We start from the raw sequence: 16,738 nt of genomic DNA, 5'->3' as shown, positions 1-16,738 counted from the left end.
CGCAGCACTACACTGCTGCACAACATACGCGTCAGGCCCACAGCGTCGTGCGTCTTCCACGCGGCAAGCCCCTCCACCGCCAGCGGCCGTCGGGACGGCCGTCCGCATTGGACATGTGAGGACTCACGTGAGCTCGAAACCCGTCGTACTCATCGCTGAAGAGCTGTCGCCCGCGACTGTGGACGCCCTTGGTCCGGACTTCGAGATCCGGCACTGCAACGGCGCCGACCGGGCGGAGCTGCTCCCGGCCATCGCCGACGTGGACGCGATCCTGATCCGCTCCGCCACCAAGGTCGACGCCGAGGCCATCGCCGCCGCGAACAAGCTGAAGGTCGTCGCACGAGCCGGCGTCGGCCTGGACAACGTCGACGTCTCCGCCGCCACCAAGGCCGGCGTGATGGTCGTCAACGCCCCGACGTCCAACATCGTCACCGCCGCCGAGCTGGCCTGCGGCCTGCTGCTCGCCACCGCCCGCAACATCCCTCAGGCCAACGCCGCGCTGAAGAACGGCGAGTGGAAGCGGAGCAAGTACACGGGCGTGGAGCTCGCCGAGAAGACCCTCGGCGTCGTCGGCCTCGGCCGCATCGGCGCGCTCGTCGCGCAGCGCATGTCCGCCTTCGGCATGAAGGTCGTCGCGTACGACCCCTACGTCCAGCCCGCCCGGGCCGCGCAGATGGGCGTCAAGGTGCTGTCGCTCGACGAGCTCCTCGAGGTCTCCGACTTCATCACGGTGCACCTGCCGAAGACCCCCGAGACCCTCGGTCTCATCGGCGACGAGGCGCTGCGCAAGGTCAAGCCGAGCGTGCGCATCGTCAACGCCGCGCGCGGCGGGATCGTCGACGAGGTGGCGCTGTACTCCGCCCTGAAGGAGGGCCGGGTCGCCGGTGCCGGTCTCGACGTGTACGCCAAGGAGCCCTGCACGGACTCCCCGCTCTTCGAGTTCGACCAGGTCGTCGCCACCCCGCACCTCGGCGCCTCCACCGACGAGGCGCAGGAGAAGGCCGGTATCGCCGTCGCCCGCTCGGTGCGGCTCGCCCTCGCCGGTGAGCTGGTCCCGGACGCGGTGAACGTCCAGGGCGGTGTCATCGCCGAGGACGTCAAGCCGGGTCTGCCGCTCGCCGAGCGTCTCGGCCGGATCTTCACCGCGCTCGCCGGTGAGGTCGCGGTCCGCCTCGACGTCGAGGTCTACGGCGAGATCACCCAGCACGACGTGAAGGTGCTCGAACTCTCCGCGCTCAAGGGCGTCTTCGAGGACGTCGTCGACGAGACGGTGTCCTACGTCAACGCCCCGCTGTTCGCCCAGGAGCGCGGGGTCGAGGTACGGCTGACCACCAGCTCCGAGTCGGCCGACCACCGCAACGTCGTCACCGTGCGCGGCACGCTCGGCAGCGGCGAGGAGGTCGCGGTCTCCGGCACGCTGGCCGGGCCCAAGCACCTCCAGAAGATCGTCGCGGTCGGTGACTACGACGTCGACCTCGCGCTCGCGGACCACATGGTGGTGCTGCGGTACGAGGACCGTCCGGGTGTCGTCGGCACCGTGGGCCGGGTCCTCGGCGAGGCGGGCATCAACATCGCCGGTATGCAGGTCGCCCGCGCGGCGGTGGGCGGCGAGGCGCTGGCCGTGCTGACCGTGGACGACGCGGTGACGGCGGCGGTGCTGGCCGAGGTCGCCGAGGAGATCGGGGCGACGTCCGCTCGCGCGGTGAACCTGGTCTGAGGTCGCTGTTCGACCGCGGGTGTGTGGGGGCTGTTCGCGCAGTTCCCCGCGCCCCTTCGGCCCTGAACGGGCCTCGTCCTCAAACGCCGGACGGGCTGAGGTTGCTCGGCTCGTCCGGCGTTTCGTGTGTCCGCTCCCGCACCTCCACCCGCCGCAGCGTCACCGCCGCCAGCACCGCCGCGGCGAGGAGCAGGACCGCGCCCACGACCGCCGCCGTCTGCATGCCCGCCGTGAACGCCTCCCGGGCGGCCGTCGCCAGGGCCTGTCCCGTGTGCTCCGGCATCCGCTCGGCCACGGCCAGCGCGCCGCCCAGCGTCTCGCGGGCCGCCGCCGGGGCCGCGTCCGGCATGTCGGCGCGGTAGACGGCCGTGCCGACGGAACCCAGCGCGGCCATGCTGAGGGCGCCGCCGAACTCGGTGCCGGTCTCCATCAGTGAGGAGGCCGAGCCGGCCTTCTCCACCGGGGCCGCGCTCAGCGCGAGGTCGGTCAGCTGGGACATCACGGCGACGATCCCGCAGGCCAGGACGGCGCACGCGGCCAGCAGCCAGATGGCGTCCGAGTCGGTCAGGGCCAGCATCAGATAGCCGGAAGCGGCGACCGCGAAGCCCCCGGCGACGACCAGGGCGCGCGGCACACCCCGCCGCACGAGTCCGGCCGCGACCGGCGCCGCGGCACCGATGGGCAGCGAGGGCAGCAGACTCCACAGCGCGGCCTCCAGGGCGCTCTTGTCCAGGACGGACTGCAGGTACTGGGTGGTGAAGTACGCCGAGCCCATCATCCCGAAGGCCGAGACGAGGTTGAGCACGACCGCCGGGGTGAAGCCGTGGCCCCGGAACAGGGCGGGGGAGATCAGCGGCGAGACCGTGGTGCGCTGCCGCTGGACGAAGAGCGCCGCGAAGAGGAGGCCGACGGTGACCGAGACGACGTGGCCGACGTTCCAGCCCTCGGCGGCGATCTCCTTCAGGCCGTAGATCACGGGCAGCACGGCCGCCATGGACAGGGGCACGCTCAGCAGGTCGAAGCGGCCGGGCCCGGGGTTCCTGGACTCGGGCAGCAGGACCGGGCCGAGCAGCAGGAGCAGGGCCATCGCGGGCAGGTTGACCAGGAAGACCGAGCCCCACCAGAAGTGTTCGACGAGGACGCCGCTCATCACCGAGCCCAGCGCGATCCCCGCGGTCATCACGCCGGACCACACGCCGATCGCCAGGGTGCGCTGCGCCGGGTCGGTGAACATCGTGCGCACCAGCGCCATCGTCGACGGCATCAGCGTGGCGCCGCCGATGCCGAGCACCGCGCGGGCGGCGATCAGGGTCTCGGGGCTGTTGGCGTACGCGGCTACCAGGGAGGCGCCGCCGAAGGCCGCCGCGCCGAACAGCAGCAGGCGGCGCCTGCCGATCCGGTCGCCCAGCGAGCCCATCGTCATCAGCAGGCCCGCCAGGACGAAGCCGTACATGTCGAAGATCCACAGCTGCTGCGTGGCGCTCGGTTCCAGGTCGGCGCTGATCGCCGGGATGGCGAAGTAGAGGACCGACACATCCATCGAGACCAGCAGCAGCGGCAGCATCAGCACCCCGAGCGCGGTCCATTCGCGGCGACCGGCCCGGGTGGGCGGGGTCTGGTTCGTCGTCATGCCGGGAAATGTACACACGTATTAAACGCTTGTCTATGACGGCTGTATAGGACGTGTGTATGGACGGGGGTACGCTGGCGCCATGGGACACCGTGAGGATCTGCTCGAAGGCGCCAAGCGCTGCCTGCTGGCCAAGGGGTTCGTGCGCACGACCGCGCGCGACATCGTCAAGGAGTCGGGGACCAACCTGGCCTCGATCGGGTACCACTACGGTTCGAAGGACGCGCTGCTGGCGGAGGCGTATGTGGCGCTCGTCGGCGAGATGGGCGACGCCTTCGAGGGTGAGGGGGTCGTCGAGAGCGCGACCGAGGACGGCTCGATCGAGCGGTTCCAGGAGACGTGGTCGAACATCATCGGCACCCTGAGGGCGCCGATGTGGCGCCTCAGCATGGAGGTCATCACCGCGGGCGACCGCATGCCCGAGGTCCGCGACCATCTGGCGCGGGCCCAGCGGGAAGCCGGGCGCGGACTGATCCCGCTGCTCATGGGCGGGCGCGAGGAGGACGTCTCGGACGAGACCGCCGACACCCTCGGCATGTTCTACGTGACCCTCATGACGGGCCTCATCGCACAGTGGACCTTCGACCCGAAGACCGCGCCCGGCGCGGAGCAGCTCACCGAGGGGCTGCGCCAGGTCGTCGAGGCCGCCACCCGAAAGTGATCCGCCCCTCGCGCCGGAGGCGCGCCGGGGACTACAGCCGCGCCCCCTTCAGGGCCATGTGCAGCAGTAGCCGGTCCTCCCCGTCGTCCAGGTCGAGGCCCGTCAGCTGCTCGACGCGGGAGAGGCGGTAGTACAGGGTCTGCCGGTGGATGCCCAGCTCGGCGGCGGTGCGGGCGGCCTGGCCCGCGCGGTCGAGGTAGACCTCGGCGGTGCGGGCGAGTTCCCGGTGGGCGGGAGCCAGGAGCGGGGTCACCGCCGGGTCGCGGGCCGCCTCCGGGGGCAGTGCGGTCAGCAGTCGGTACGGGCCGATGCGGGCCCACGGGGCGATCGGTCCGAGCCGGGGCTCGGCGAGCACCGCCCGCGCCGCGGCCGACGCCTCCCGCCAGGCCGCCCCCAGCTCGGCCAGCCCCGCCCGGGCGGCGGCGATCCCGGCGCCCCCTTGTCCGCCCGCGCGCTCCAGGAGCCGCCCGGCCGCGGTCGTCGCCGGCGTCAGGACCTCGGGGGACCGCAGCCGCATCAGCAGCGCGAGCGAGTGGGCCGTCGCCCCCCACGGCACCGTGCACAGCGCCGTCGCGCCCGGCACGGTGCGCACCGAGGGGGCGTCGTCCGGGTCGGCCGACGGCCAGGGGGCGACGCAGACGACCGTGTGGACGGAGTCGGCGCGGGAGCCGAGGGCGGCGCGGAGTTCGGCGACGGCCATGTCCCGCTGCCAGTCCCGCTCGGCGGTGAGGACGGCCCGCAGTTCGCGGGTCAGGTCGGCGCCGTGCTGGGCCTCGTCGGCGAGCAGGGCGCCGATCCGGGCGGTGACTTCCATCGCGGCGGCCAGCTGGCGGTCGGTGGGTCCTGGGTCGTCGTCCAGGAGCCAGACGTAACCGAGGACGACACCCCGGTGGCGTACCGGCAGACAGATCCGTCCTCGGTAGACCCCCGCCTCCGGGGTGGGCGGGATCCGGACCGGGGCACTCGCGCGGGTGATGCCGAAGCCCTCGAACCAGGTGCGGACGGCGGCGGTGGAGCGGCGGGTCAGGATCGAGCGGGTGCGCACGGGGTCCAGCGCGGAGGCGTCCAGCTCGTCCTCGCTGTCGTACGCGCCGAAGGCGATCAACTCGAAGTCGCGGTTCTCCAGGGTCGCGGGGGCGCCCAGCAGCTCCGAGATCTCATCGACGAGTTCCTGGTAGTCAGCCTTGAATTCCGCTGTCACTCGGGCATTCTCCCTCATTTCAAGAGGGTCCTCATACATCTGTATGAGATCCGTGGCACGGATGCGTGACAGCTGTCGATGGCCGACGATCGGAGGGATCCTTAGGTTTCACGGTGGTTCTCCGTGCCGTACCCCAAGCGTCGGGTCGCGGCCTGTTTCTGATGGTTTGTGGAGGTGCCCCGTGCTGGGTCCCGTGATTCTCGCCGCGTCACGCAGCGACCGGATGCGACGTCTGGTCTCGGCGGCCCCGGTCACCAAGCAGGTCGTCGACCGCTTCATCCCCGGTGAGACCGTGGCCGAGATCGTCCCGATCATCGAGGACCTCACCGCCAAGGGCCTGGAGCTGACCATGGACGTGGTCGGCGAGGACATCACCACTCCCGAGCAGGCCGAGGCCGCCCGGGACGCCTACCTGGAACTGATCGACCGGCTCAAGGGTCTCGACCTCGGCACGCGCGCCGAGATGTCCGTGAAGCTGTCGATGTTCGGCCAGGCGCTGCCCGGCGGCCACGAGCTGGCGCTCGCCAACGTCCGCCCGGTCGTCGAGGCCGCCGCCGCCATCGGCACCACGGTCACCCTGGACGCGGAGGACCACACCACCCTCGACTCGATGTTCGCCATCCACGAGGAGCTGCGGAAGGACTTCCCGCAGACCGGCTGTGTGATCCAGGCCTACCTGTTCCGCACCGAGGCCGACGCCCGCCGGCTCGCCGCCGACGGCAGCCGCGTGCGCATCGTCAAGGGCGCCTACAAGGAGCCCGCCGCGGTCGCCTACCAGGACAAGGGCGAGATCGACAAGGCGTACGTCCGGATCATGCGCATCCTCATGGAGGGCTCCGGGTACCCGATGATCGGGTCCCACGATCCACGCCTGATCTCCATCGCCCAGGAGCTCGCGCACCGCGCGGGGCGCAAGCTGGACGAGTACGAGTTCCAGATGCTGTACGGCATCCGCAGCGACGAGCACCTGCGCCTGGCCGCCGAGGGCCACCGCATGCGCGTCTACACCGCCTACGGCACCGACTGGTACGGCTACTTCATGAGGCGGCTCGCGGAGAAGCCGGCGAACCTGCGCTTCTTCGTCCGCTCGATGGTCACCAAGGGCTGAAACCGAACACCCGCTCACGTACAAGGAGTTACGGATCTCATGGACGCTGTGACCCAGGTCCCCACCCCCGTCAACGAGCCGGTGCACGGCTACGCCCCCGGCTCGCCCGAGCGGGCCCGACTCGAGGTCAAGCTCAAGGAGCTGGCCGAGAACCCCATCGACCTGCCGATGACGATCGGCGGCGAGAAGCGGATGGGCGGCGGTGAGCGCTTCGACGTCGTGCAGCCGCACAACCACAAGGCCCGCCTCGGCACCTACGGCAACGCCACCCAGCAGGACGCCCAGGACGCCATCGACGCGGCCCTCGCCGCCGCGCCGGCCTGGCGGGCGATGTCCTTCGACGACCGCGCCGCGATCATCCTGCGCGCCGCCGAGCTGCTCGCCGGCCCCTGGCGCGAGACGCTGGCCGCCTCCACCATGCTCGGCCAGTCCAAGACCGCCCAGCAGGCCGAGATCGACACCCCGTGCGAGCTGGTCGACTTCTGGCGCTTCAACGTTGCCTACGCCCGCCAGATCCTGGCCGAGCAGCCGCCGGCGAACTCCCCGGGCGTGTGGAACCGACTGGACCACCGCCCGCTGGAGGGCTTCGTCTACGCGATCACGCCGTTCAACTTCACGGCCATCGCGGGCAACCTGCCCACCGCCCCGGCCCTCATGGGCAACGTCGTGGTGTGGAAGCCGTCCCCGACGCAGACCCACGCCGCCGTGCTGCTGATGCAGCTGCTGGAGGAGGCCGGGCTGCCCAAGGGCGTCATCAACCTCGTCACCGGCGACGGCATCGAGGTCTCCAAGGTCGCCCTGGAGCACCGGGACCTCGCGGGCATCCACTTCACCGGCTCGACCAAGACCTTCCAGTACCTGTGGAAGACGGTCGGCGCCAACATCGAGAAGTACCGTTCCTACCCGCGGCTGGTCGGCGAGACCGGCGGCAAGGACTTCGTCGTCGCCCACCCGAGCGCCGACCGCGCGGTGCTGAAGACCGCGCTGACCCGCGGTGCCTTCGAGTACCAGGGCCAGAAGTGCTCCGCGACCTCCCGGGCGTACATCCCGGCGTCGATCTGGAACTCCGGCTTCAAGGAGGAGTTCGCCGCCGAGGTCGACTACCTCACCATGGGCGACGTCACCGACCTGTCGAACTTCATCGGCGCCGTCATCGACGAGCGGGCCTTCGCCAAGAACAAGGCGGCGATCGACCGGGCCAAGCAGGACCCGACCTGCACGATCGTCGCGGGCGGCTCGTACGACGACTCGGTGGGCTACTTCGTCCGCCCGACCGTCGTCGAGTGCTCCGACCCGGAGAACGAGGTGTTCACCACCGAGTACTTCGGCCCCTTCCTCGCCGTGCACGTCTACGAGGACGACAAGTACGACGAGATGCTGACCCAGATGGAGTCGGTGTCCGACTACGCCCTCACCGGCTCGGTCATCTCCGGGGACCGCGCGGCGGCGGCGTACACGATGGAGAAGCTGCGCTTCGCGGCCGGCAACTTCTACATCAACGACAAGTCGACCGGCGCCGTCGTCGGCCAGCAGCCCTTCGGCGGCGGCCGGGCCTCCGGCACCAACGACAAGGCCGGCGCCCCGCAGAACCTGATGCGCTGGACGCTGACCCGCGCCATCAAGGAGACGCTGGTCGCGCCGACCGACTACGCCTACCCCCACATGGGCTGAGCCCACAGCGGGTGATCACGGGCCGGGTTCCCTCACGGGGCCCGGCCCGTCGCGTTACTCGGCGATCTCCGTCCGCTCCCACCACTCGTAGACCGGGAGCTTCCCGGACGAGGTCTCCTCGGACCGCGAGGTCGGCCTGAAGTGCTCGTAGCCGCCGCGGAGCTTGATCTTCACGTCCGGCCCGGGCTCGGGCACCGGGACGACCCGCTCGGGGAGATCGTCCGGACCGCCGTCGAGAACCACTTTCTCCGTGCCGCTCATGTCCTCTCCTTCCCCTTTCTCCCCACGGTAGGACGGCCCACGGAGGGCTGCCGTCTCAGATAGTAGGAAGTCCGAGTAATTGTGGAGACAGGAGTGCCACCCTCCCTTAACTTTGTAGGAGCCGAACGTCTCGCTCGACCAAGCGAATGGCGGTCGTGAGCCAGGCCCCGTGCAGGCAACCCCTGCGGCCCGTGCTCCCCGCCCCATCCGGCGTCTCGTAACCCCCTCCGCTCCAGGTTTGCCGAAGGAGTCGATCTCTCATGGCCGAGACGACCGCCCGCCGAGTCCGTCACCTCTCCCGTACGAGCGAGTCCGACCGCAAGAACGCCGCCGCCGCTCTTCAGCGCGCCCTCGACCGGCGTGACAACGGCGGCGCCACCGGCCACTGAGCCGGAAACCCCAGACGCCGGGAGCCGCACCCGCGCGAGGTGCGGCGCGGACTCAAGCGCCGCGCCGCACCTCGAAATGGTCGATGCGCCCGCCGTCGTGGGCCAGTGCCGACACCTTCAACCGGGCGCGCTCCACCTCGACCCTGAGGACCGAGAAGCCCCGGTAGCGCACCCGCGACCACTCGACGGTCTCCTTCTTGGCGGACCGTGACCTGGTCCACTGGAAGGTGTCCACCGACTCGCGGTCCCTCACATGGCCCTCGTAGCTCTCCTCCACGCCCGCCGGGAAGCCGTACAGATCCTTGCCGCCCCCGCCCGCCGTGACGTACACGGTGCCGTCACGGGTCGGGTCGGTGGCGCCGCCGATCGGCACCGGGCGGCCCACCTCGCCGTTCTTGACGGCGTCGGTCCGCTCGTAGACGTGGTTGTGGCCGTTGATCACCAGATCGACCTGGTGCTCGGCGAACAGTGGCAGCCACTCGGCGCGCACGCCGCCGTCCGAGGCGTGCGAGGACGTCGAGTACGCGCAGTGGTGGAAGAAGACGACGACGAAGTCCACCCCGGCCGACGCCCGTAGCTCGCGCAGGCGTGCGTCCAGCCACTTCGTCTGGCGGCCGTCCGTGTAGCCGAGGTTGGCAGGGATCTCGTACGACACATCGTTCGCGTCCAGCGCCACGACGCCGACGTTGCCGTACACGAAGGAGTACACCCCCGGTGCCGTGCGCGGGTCGAAGCCGTTCTCCGGGAGGCTGAAACGGGCCAGTTGGCCGCCGTAGCCGTCCGGCGAGTACCAGGCCTCCATGTCGTGGTTGCCGGTCGTCACCATCCACGGCACGGTCTTCGCGACCTGCTCGTTCTGCTTGAGGAACAGGTCCCAGAACCCGGGGTCGTAGCCGTCCGACTCCTCACCCCGGCCCTTGACGTCGGCGTAGCAGATGTCACCGGCGTGCAGATGGAACGCGGGGTCCTGGCGGAGCAGGAGATGGTCGCTCGCCTCGGCCGCGTCGCTGACGCCCTGGTCGCCGAAGGCGGTGAAGACGAAGGACTTCGGGCTCGCCGGGGCCGTACGGAAGGAGGCGATCGTCGCGCGGTGCGGTACCTCGGCCGGATCGAAGCCGTCGTGGCCCACGCCGTAGTAGTACGTCGTGTCCGGCAGCAGATCGTCCAGTGCCGCGTGCACGTAGTACTGCTCCAGGGCGAGCCGCACCCCCTCCACGCCCGGGGTGTGCAGATCGCGGATCTCGGCCTCCACCTTCCGGCCGAGGTCGTCGGGCCGTGAACCCACGCGCACGTACGGCCGCTTGACCGCGGCCGGCACCTGCCAGGAGACCCTCATCTGGGTGCGCGGATCCGCGCCGAACGCGAGATGGCGGCCGAAGGGGACGACGGCCGAGCCGGGCACCTTGTCCGTGGCCGACGCGGAGGGCCGTGCGGCCGGCGTCCCCGACTCCGAGCAGCCCGTCAGCAGTCCGCCCGCCACCGCGCCCACCGTCACCAGCGCGCGGCGCCTGGTCAGCTTCGTGCGCGCGTACTCGTACTGCTCGGCCATGCTCATCCGGCGCGCGAGCCGCGGCGGAATGCCTACGTCGGGGAGGTCCATGACGGAGAACTTCCCAGCGATCCCCAACGCCCCTCGTACATACGGGTGAACGGCATGCGACGCGATGGGGTTGCCGCTGGCCGGCTGTCCGAATCGCGGACATCGTGTGTCATCCCATGGGACGAGGAGTAGGGTGCCGACATGTCTCGCAGCCTCAATCTCGCAGTGATCCCCGGTGACGGCATCGGCCAGGAGGTCGTGGCCGAAGGTCTCAAGGTCCTCTCCGCCGTCCTTCCGCAGGATGTGAAGCTGGAGACCAAGGAGTACGACTTCGGCGCCCGGCGCTACCACGCCACCGGTGAGACCCTCACCGACGCCGACGTCGACGCGCTGAAGAAGCACGACGCCATTCTGCTCGGTGCCATCGGCGACCCGTCGGTCCCCTCCGGAGTCCTGGAGCGCGGCTTCCTGCTCAAGCTCCGCTTCCTCTTCGACCACCACGTCAACCTGCGTCCGTCGAAGCTCCTCCCGGGTGTGGAGACGCCGCTGAAGGGCGAGCCGTCGATCGACTTCGTCGTCGTGCGTGAGGGCACCGAGGGCCCGTACACGGGCAACGGCGGCGCCATTCGCCAGGGCACCCCGCACGAGGTGGCCACCGAGGTCTCCGTCAACACGGCGTTCGGTGTCGAGCGCGTGGTCCGGGACGCCTTCGCCCGCGCCCAGGCCCGCCCCCGCAAGAAGCTCGCGCTGATCCACAAGAACAACGTGCTGTCCTTCGCGGGTCACCTGTGGACGAACATCTTCAACCAGGTGGCCACGGAGTTCCCCGAGGTCACCACCGAGTACATGCACGTCGACGCGGCGACCATCTACCTGGTCACCCAGCCCGAGCGGTTCGACGTCATCGTCACCGACAACCTCTTCGGCGACATCATCACCGACCTCGCCGCGGCCGTCTCCGGCGGCATCGGCGTCGCGGCCTCCGGGAACATCAACCCCTCCGGTGAGTTCCCCTCGATGTTCGAGCCGGTCCACGGTTCCGCGCCCGACATCGCGGGCCAGGGCAAGGCCGACCCCACCGCCACGGTCCTGTCCGTCGCGCTGCTCCTGCGTCACCTCGGCTACGACGACGAGGCCGGCCGGATCGACGAGGCGGTCGCGGCCGACCTGACCGAGCGCGTGGGCAAGCCCGCCCGCGGCACCTCGGAGATCGGCGACGCGCTGGCCGTACGCGTAGCCGGCTGACCCGTCGCTCCGTCGAAGCCGCCGGGTCCGAGGCCCCGGCGGCTTTCGCATGTCCGCCGCCGGGTGTCACCATCGACTCCTGGGTCGCGATTCACGCCGATTTCTTCCACGGCTCCCGCTTGCGATAATCGAACGTGGAGCCGCGGAATGAGGGAATGCTCGGACGTCCTAGCACTGGCCACTGACAGTACTGGCGCGAGCGCGGCCCGCCACAACCAAAACCGGTGAAGGACAACCACTCATGACGACGCCCACGATCGAGCTCAAGCCCTCCGCCAGCCCGCTCGCCGACGCCCAGCGCGCGGCGATCCTGGCCGACCCGGGGTTCGGCCGCCACTTCACCGACCACATGGTGACCATCAAGTGGACCGAGGGCCGCGGCTGGCACGACGGGCAGCTCGTCCCGTACGCGCCGCTCTCCCTCGACCCGGCCACCATGGTCCTGCACTACGCGCAGGAGATCTTCGAGGGCCTGAAGGCCTACCGTCAGCCCGACGGCTCCGTCGCCACCTTCCGCCCGGACCAGAACGCCAAGCGCTTCCAGGCCTCCGCCCGGCGCCTGGGCATGCCCGAGCTGCCGGTCGAGACCTTCATCGAGGCCTGTGACGCCCTGGTCAGGCAGGACGCGGCCTGGGTCCCGGCGCACGGTGGTGAGGAGTCCCTCTACCTGCGTCCGTTCATGATCGCGACCGAGGTCGGGCTCGGGGTGAAGCCGGCCAACGAGTACCTGTTCCTCGTCATCGCCTCCCCGGCCGGCGCCTACTTCCCGGGCGGCGTGAAGCCGGTCTCCATCTGGGTCTCCGAGGACCACGTCCGCGCGGTGCCCGGTGGCATGGGCGACGCCAAGACCGGCGGCAACTACGCCGCGTCCCTGCTGCCGCAGGCCGAGGCCGCGGCCAAGGGGTGCCAGCAGGTCTGCTACCTCGACGCGGTCGAGCGCAAGTGGGTCGAGGAACTCGGCGGCATGAACCTGTACTTCGTGTACGGCGACAAGATCGTCACGCCGACCCTCACCGGGTCCATCCTGGAGGGCGTGACGCGCGACTCCCTGCTCGCCGTCGCCCGTGACCTCGGCTACGAGGCCGAGGAGGGGCGGATCTCCGTCGACCAGTGGCAGCGCGACTCCGAGAACGGCTCGCTGACCGAGGTCTTCGCCTGCGGTACGGCGGCGGTGATCACGCCGGTCGGCACCGTGAAGCGGACCGGTGCCGAGTGGCAGCAGAGCGGCGCAGAGCCCGGCGAGGTCACCCTGCGACTCCGCCGGGCTCTCCTGGACATCCAGCGGGGCATCGCCGAGGACAAGCACGGCTGGATGCACCCGCTGGGCTAGACGCCGGTCCGGACCTCGCTCGTGGCCAGGGCCGCCGTGGACTCCGTGTCCGTGGCGGCCCTGCCGCTTCGCCGGCCCGTCAGCACGACGTACAGCACCCCGCCGACCAGCCCCGACAGCAGGAAGCTGCAGTCCACTCCGCCCGTCAGCGACAGCAGCGGACCCTCGTACGACGGCAGCGCCACCGCGAGGACGCCGACCGTCGCGCCGAGTGCCCAGGACACGGTCGCGGGGATGTTCCAGCCGCCGCGGTACCAGTAGACCCCGCCCCGCGAGCGGCGGTTGAAGACCTGGAGGGCCTCCGCGTCGTACTCCCCCCGGCAGCGGGCGAAGCCGATGAGGGTGATGACCGCCCACGGTGTGCCGATCGCGGTCAGCAGCAGCACGAACGACGTCATCGCGTCCTGGGCCGTGGAGGCGTAGTGGCCGACGAAGACACAGCCCGTGGCGACCACGGCGACGGTGTACGTGGCCGTGGCCCGGGAGGCGCGCGGCAGGATGGCGTCCAGGTCGAGGCCCATGGAGTAGAGCATCAGACCCGCGTTGCCGACCGAGCCCGCGGAGGCGGCGAGCAGCAGCGGCACCAGGTACCAGGCGGGGGCGGCGTCGACGAGCGGTCCGGCGTAGTCGAGCGCCGCGCGGGCCGCGTACGCCGTGAAGGTGCCGAAGAGCTGGGGGATCAGCAGGCCCACGGCGAGGCCCAGCCAGGTCGCGTGCAGCACCCGGCGCGAGGAGTGGCGGGCCGGGGAGATGTAGCGGGTGTAGTCGCCGAGCAGCGTGATGAAGGCGATGGGGCCCGACAGACCGGCGGCCACCGTCGCCAGCAGCCACGTCGGCCAGAAGCCGCCGAGCAGATAACCGCCCGCGTCGGGGAGCGCGGCCGTGGTGAAGTCCGGGGCGTAGGCGAAGACACCGAGCAGCAGCAGGGCCGTCATGCCGACCGCGAGGACGCGGGACATGGCGAGGAGTACGCGGTAGCCATACACCGCGCCCGCGACCGTCGCCGCGGCGAGCAGGCCGTAGACCACGCTGTAGGAGAGATCGTTCGCGGGGAGGCCGAACAGGCGGTTCAGGGTGCCGAGCATCACGTCCCCGCCGATCCAGACGGTCAGCGCGGTGTAGCCGAGGGCGAGCAGCAGGCCGACGACCGAGCCGACGAGCCGGCCGCGCACGCCGAACTGGGCGCCGGAGGATGTGGACAGGTTGGTCGCCGTGCGCAGCGAGATCAGGGCGAGCGGGGCGGTGAGGGCGATGCCCACCGCCGTGCCCACCAGGATCGAGCTGACCGACGCCCACCAGCCGAGACCGAACGACGGCGGTAGCCAGCCGAAGACGATCACGCCGAGGCAGAGGTTCGACCCCAGCAGGATCGAGACGAGGTCACGGGGTCCGCTGGTGCGTTCCCCTTCGGGGATGGTGTCGACGCCCCGCTGCTCCATCCGCATACCTGATCTCCTTCACCTTGCCCAGTGATTAGAACGCCACTCAATGTCTGTCACTCGGAGTCGGACGTCAAGGGTTTATTTCGGGGAGATGCTGGCTTAGAGTGACGTTCTAAAAGGAGGGAACGATATGCGGCTCACGCCGACCGAACGCGACCGGCTGCTGCTCTTCGGGGCTGCCGAACTGGCCCGGGCCCGGCGCGCCCGAGGGCTCCGGCTGAACGTCCCGGAGGCCACGGCACTCATCGCGGACACCGTCTGCGAGGCCGCCCGCGACGGGCTGCGGCTCGCCGAGGCGATCGACCGGGCCCGCTCGGTGCTCGGCCCGGCCGACGTCCTGCCCGGTGTCGCGGACGTCGTCACCGAGGTGCACGTGGAGGCCGTCTTCGACGACGGTTCCCGGCTCGCGGTCGTCACCGACCCGATCGGCGGCGGCCTCGGCGCCGAGGCGCCCGGCGCGCTGCTGCCCGGCCCCGAGCACGCCGAGCCCGAGGCGGCGGTGCGCCTTCCGGTCACCAACACCGCCACCGTGCCGGTCTCCGTCACCTCCCACTTCCACTTCTTCGAGGCCAACCCGCGCCTCGACTTCGACCGCGAGCGCGCCTACGGCATGCGGCTCGCCGTGCCCGCCGGATCCTCGGTCCGGTTCGGCCCCGGGGAGTCGGCGGAGGTCGGCCTCGTGCCGATGGGCGGCGCCCGGATCGCCATCGGTTTCGCCGGTCTGGTCGACGGACCGCTGGACGCCCCCGGCGCCCGCGAGGAGGCGCTGCGTCGGGCCGCCGCCTGCGGCTACCTGGGAATCCGACCTGAGGAGGACGAACGATGAGCCGTCCCGGAGGCCACCCGGCGCAAGCCCGCCGGCTCACCCCCTACGAGTACGCCGCCACCCACGGCCCGCGCGCGGGCGACCGGATCCGGCTCGGCGACTCCGGTCTGACCGTCCGGGTCGAGTCCGACTCCCAGCGCTACGGCGACGAGTTCCTCGCCGGCTTCGGCAAGACCGCGCGCGACGGGTTGCACCTCAAGGCCGCCGCCGTGCGGGAGACCTGTGACGTCGTCATCAGCAACGTCGTCGTGATCGACGCCGTGCAGGGCGTCCGCAAGGTGTCCATCGGCATCCGGGCGGGCCGGATCTGCTCGATCGGGCGGGCCGGGAACCCGGACACCCTCGACGGGGTCGACGTCGTGGTCGGCACCGGCACCTCCATCGTGTCCGGCGAGGGGCTCATCGCCACCGCCGGTGCCGTCGACACGCACGTCCATCTGCTCTCGCCGCGCATCATGGAGGCCTCGCTGGCCTCCGGCGTGACCACGGTCATCGGGCAGGAGTTCGGGCCTGTGTGGGGCGTCGGGGTCAACTCGCCCTGGGCGCTGGGGCACGCCTTCGGCGCCTTCGACGCCTGGCCGGTCAACATCGGCTTCCTGGGCCGGGGGTCGTCCTCCGACGGCGCTCCGCTGGTGGAGGCGCTGGCCGAGGGCGGGGCCAGTGGCTTCAAGGTGCACGAGGACATGGGCGCCCACACCCGGGCGCTGGACACCGCCCTGCGGGTCGCCGAGGAGCACGACGTCCAAGTCGCCCTGCACAGCGACGGGCTGAACGAGTGCCTGTCGGTCGAGGACACCCTCCGGGTCCTGGAGGGCCGTACGATCCACGCCTTCCACATCGAGGGCTGCGGCGGCGGACACGTCCCGAACGTGCTGAAGATGGCGGGCGTCCCGAACGTGATCGGCTCCTCGACCAACCCCACGCTGCCCTTCGGGCGGGACGCGGTCGCCGAGCACTACGGCATGATCGTCTCCGTCCACGATCTCAAGACGGACCTGCCGGGCGACGCCGCCATGGCCCGGGACCGCATCCGCGCCGGGACCATGGGCGCCGAGGACGTGCTGCACGACCTGGGCGCGATCGGCATCACCTCCTCCGACGCGCAGGGCATGGGACGCGCGGGCGAGACCGTCCGCCGTACCTTCGCGATGGCCGGGAAGATGAAGGCCGAACTCGGCGACCCCGGAGTCGGCCACGACAACGAGCGCGTCCTGCGCTACATGGCCAAGCTGACCATCAACCCCGCCATCGCCCACGGACTCTCGCACGAGGTGGGGTCGCTGGAGGTCGGCAAGCTCGCCGACATCGTGCTGTGGCGCCCCGAGTACTTCGGCGCCAAGCCGCAGCTGGTGCTGAAGTCCGGCTTCCCCGCCTACGGCGTCGTCGGCGACCCCAACGCCGCCACCGACACCTGCGAACCGCTCGTCCTGGGACCGCAGTTCGGCGCCCACGGCGCCACCCCCGCCGAGATCTCCGTCGCCTTCGTCGCACAGGCCGCCCTCGACCAGGGCAACGACACGATGCCGACCCGGCGTCGCCGCGTCGCCGTCCGCGGCACCCGCGGGATCGGCCCGGCCGACCTGCGGCTGAACTCCCGTACCGGAGCCGTCGACGTCGACCAGCGCACGGGCCTGGTGACGCTGGACGGGGAGCCGCTGCGCTCGCAGCCGGCCGACTCGGTCTCCCTCAACCGCCTCTACTTCCTCTAGGACCTGCT

At 70.9% G+C, this 16,738-nt stretch carries 14 protein-coding genes; 9 read left to right on the top strand and 5 right to left on the bottom strand.

The window, feature by feature from the left end; translation table 11 throughout:
• Positions 1–127: 127 nt before the first annotated feature.
• Complete coding sequence (gene serA, locus ACWDRW_RS09685) at positions 128–1,717, top strand: phosphoglycerate dehydrogenase (protein ID WP_451721744.1); 1,590 nt, start codon at positions 128–130, stop codon at positions 1,715–1,717.
• 79 nt (positions 1,718–1,796) lie between these two features.
• Here the strand turns inward: serA and ACWDRW_RS09680 are convergent, their stop codons facing one another.
• The gene (locus ACWDRW_RS09680) at positions 1,797–3,347 is read right to left on the bottom strand and encodes an MFS transporter (RefSeq protein WP_451721743.1); all 1,551 of its coding nucleotides are present in this window, start codon (positions 3,345–3,347) and stop codon (positions 1,797–1,799) included.
• 82 nt (positions 3,348–3,429) lie between these two features.
• Here ACWDRW_RS09680 and ACWDRW_RS09675 point away from each other — a divergent pair, with 82 nt between their 5' ends.
• The gene (locus ACWDRW_RS09675; protein ID WP_451721742.1) at positions 3,430–4,008 is read left to right on the top strand and encodes a TetR/AcrR family transcriptional regulator; all 579 of its coding nucleotides are present in this window, start codon (positions 3,430–3,432) and stop codon (positions 4,006–4,008) included.
• A 31-nt stretch (positions 4,009–4,039) separates the two neighbouring features.
• Here the strand turns inward: ACWDRW_RS09675 and ACWDRW_RS09670 are convergent, their stop codons facing one another.
• Positions 4,040–5,227 carry a PucR family transcriptional regulator gene (locus tag ACWDRW_RS09670; RefSeq protein ID WP_451721741.1) on the bottom strand — a complete coding sequence of 396 codons (1,188 nt, stop codon included), beginning with the start codon at positions 5,225–5,227 and terminating at the stop codon, positions 4,040–4,042.
• A 163-nt stretch (positions 5,228–5,390) separates the two neighbouring features.
• Here ACWDRW_RS09670 and ACWDRW_RS09665 point away from each other — a divergent pair, with 163 nt between their 5' ends.
• The gene (locus tag ACWDRW_RS09665) at positions 5,391–6,317 is read left to right on the top strand and encodes a proline dehydrogenase family protein (protein ID WP_451721740.1); all 927 of its coding nucleotides are present in this window, start codon (positions 5,391–5,393) and stop codon (positions 6,315–6,317) included.
• A gap of 39 nt (positions 6,318–6,356) precedes the next feature.
• Positions 6,357–7,988: an L-glutamate gamma-semialdehyde dehydrogenase gene (pruA, locus tag ACWDRW_RS09660; protein ID WP_451721739.1), complete on the top strand. Its 1,632-nt coding sequence runs from the start codon at positions 6,357–6,359 to the stop codon at positions 7,986–7,988.
• Between the two features lie 54 nt (positions 7,989–8,042).
• Here the strand turns inward: pruA and ACWDRW_RS09655 are convergent, their stop codons facing one another.
• Positions 8,043–8,249, bottom strand: coding sequence for a DUF5988 family protein (locus tag ACWDRW_RS09655; RefSeq protein WP_451721738.1), 207 nt, complete (start codon positions 8,247–8,249; stop codon positions 8,043–8,045).
• Between the two features lie 260 nt (positions 8,250–8,509).
• Between ACWDRW_RS09655 and ACWDRW_RS09650 the strand changes: the two genes are divergently transcribed.
• Entirely contained in the window at positions 8,510–8,638 is a 129-nt protein-coding gene (locus ACWDRW_RS09650; RefSeq protein ID WP_015657642.1) for a hypothetical protein, read from the top strand.
• A 52-nt stretch (positions 8,639–8,690) separates the two neighbouring features.
• Here ACWDRW_RS09650 and ACWDRW_RS09645 read toward each other — a convergent pair whose 3' ends face one another.
• A complete protein-coding gene (locus ACWDRW_RS09645; RefSeq protein WP_451721737.1) occupies positions 8,691–10,238 on the bottom strand; it encodes a purple acid phosphatase family protein in 1,548 nt (515 codons plus the stop codon).
• Positions 10,239–10,379: 141 nt separating this feature from the next.
• Between ACWDRW_RS09645 and ACWDRW_RS09640 the strand changes: the two genes are divergently transcribed.
• Both ACWDRW_RS09640 and ACWDRW_RS09635 read left to right on the top strand, forming a co-directional pair.
• Complete coding sequence (locus tag ACWDRW_RS09640) at positions 10,380–11,423, top strand: 3-isopropylmalate dehydrogenase (RefSeq protein ID WP_451721736.1); 1,044 nt, start codon at positions 10,380–10,382, stop codon at positions 11,421–11,423.
• A 241-nt stretch (positions 11,424–11,664) separates the two neighbouring features.
• Positions 11,665–12,753, top strand: coding sequence for a branched-chain amino acid aminotransferase (locus ACWDRW_RS09635; protein ID WP_451721735.1), 1,089 nt, complete (start codon positions 11,665–11,667; stop codon positions 12,751–12,753).
• Here the strand turns inward: ACWDRW_RS09635 and ACWDRW_RS09630 are convergent.
• On the bottom strand, positions 12,750–14,198 hold the full coding sequence (locus ACWDRW_RS09630; RefSeq protein ID WP_451721734.1) for a cytosine permease: 1,449 nt from the start codon (positions 14,196–14,198) through the stop codon (positions 12,750–12,752). The two genes, ACWDRW_RS09635 and ACWDRW_RS09630, sit on opposite strands and share 4 nt — an antisense overlap.
• A 127-nt stretch (positions 14,199–14,325) precedes the next feature.
• Between ACWDRW_RS09630 and ureA the strand changes: the two genes are divergently transcribed.
• Positions 14,326–15,021 carry an urease subunit gamma gene (ureA, locus tag ACWDRW_RS09625; RefSeq protein ID WP_451721733.1) on the top strand — a complete coding sequence of 232 codons (696 nt, stop codon included), beginning with the start codon at positions 14,326–14,328 and terminating at the stop codon, positions 15,019–15,021.
• A complete protein-coding gene (locus ACWDRW_RS09620) occupies positions 15,018–16,730 on the top strand; it encodes an urease subunit alpha (RefSeq protein ID WP_451721732.1) in 1,713 nt (570 codons plus the stop codon). The genes ureA and ACWDRW_RS09620 overlap by 4 nt, the downstream gene beginning before the upstream one ends.
• The last annotated feature ends 8 nt before the right edge of the window (positions 16,731–16,738 follow it).

The sequence above is a fragment of the Streptomyces sp. NPDC003635 genome (genome assembly GCF_053587635.1).
Note: the sequence above shows the minus strand (reverse complement) of the source record. Positions and strands in the feature narration are given on the sequence as shown.

What these genes read in the sequence shown, in the direction of transcription:
- ACWDRW_RS09680 (WP_451721743.1), bottom strand. Translation starts at nt 3,347, where the DNA reads ATGACGACGAACCAGACCCCGCCCACCCGGGCCGGTCGCCGCGAATGG.
- ACWDRW_RS09675 (WP_451721742.1), top strand. Translation starts at nt 3,430, where the DNA reads ATGGGACACCGTGAGGATCTGCTCGAAGGCGCCAAGCGCTGCCTGCTG.
- ACWDRW_RS09670 (WP_451721741.1), bottom strand. Translation starts at nt 5,227, where the DNA reads ATGAGGGAGAATGCCCGAGTGACAGCGGAATTCAAGGCTGACTACCAG.
- pruA (WP_451721739.1), top strand. Translation starts at nt 6,357, where the DNA reads ATGGACGCTGTGACCCAGGTCCCCACCCCCGTCAACGAGCCGGTGCAC.
- ACWDRW_RS09655 (WP_451721738.1), bottom strand. Translation starts at nt 8,249, where the DNA reads ATGAGCGGCACGGAGAAAGTGGTTCTCGACGGCGGTCCGGACGATCTC.
- ACWDRW_RS09650 (WP_015657642.1), top strand. Translation starts at nt 8,510, where the DNA reads ATGGCCGAGACGACCGCCCGCCGAGTCCGTCACCTCTCCCGTACGAGC.
- ACWDRW_RS09645 (WP_451721737.1), bottom strand. Translation starts at nt 10,238, where the DNA reads ATGGACCTCCCCGACGTAGGCATTCCGCCGCGGCTCGCGCGCCGGATG.
- ACWDRW_RS09640 (WP_451721736.1), top strand. Translation starts at nt 10,380, where the DNA reads ATGTCTCGCAGCCTCAATCTCGCAGTGATCCCCGGTGACGGCATCGGC.
- ACWDRW_RS09635 (WP_451721735.1), top strand. Translation starts at nt 11,665, where the DNA reads ATGACGACGCCCACGATCGAGCTCAAGCCCTCCGCCAGCCCGCTCGCC.
- ACWDRW_RS09630 (WP_451721734.1), bottom strand. Translation starts at nt 14,198, where the DNA reads ATGCGGATGGAGCAGCGGGGCGTCGACACCATCCCCGAAGGGGAACGC.
- ureA (WP_451721733.1), top strand. Translation starts at nt 14,326, where the DNA reads ATGCGGCTCACGCCGACCGAACGCGACCGGCTGCTGCTCTTCGGGGCT.
- ACWDRW_RS09620 (WP_451721732.1), top strand. Translation starts at nt 15,018, where the DNA reads ATGAGCCGTCCCGGAGGCCACCCGGCGCAAGCCCGCCGGCTCACCCCC.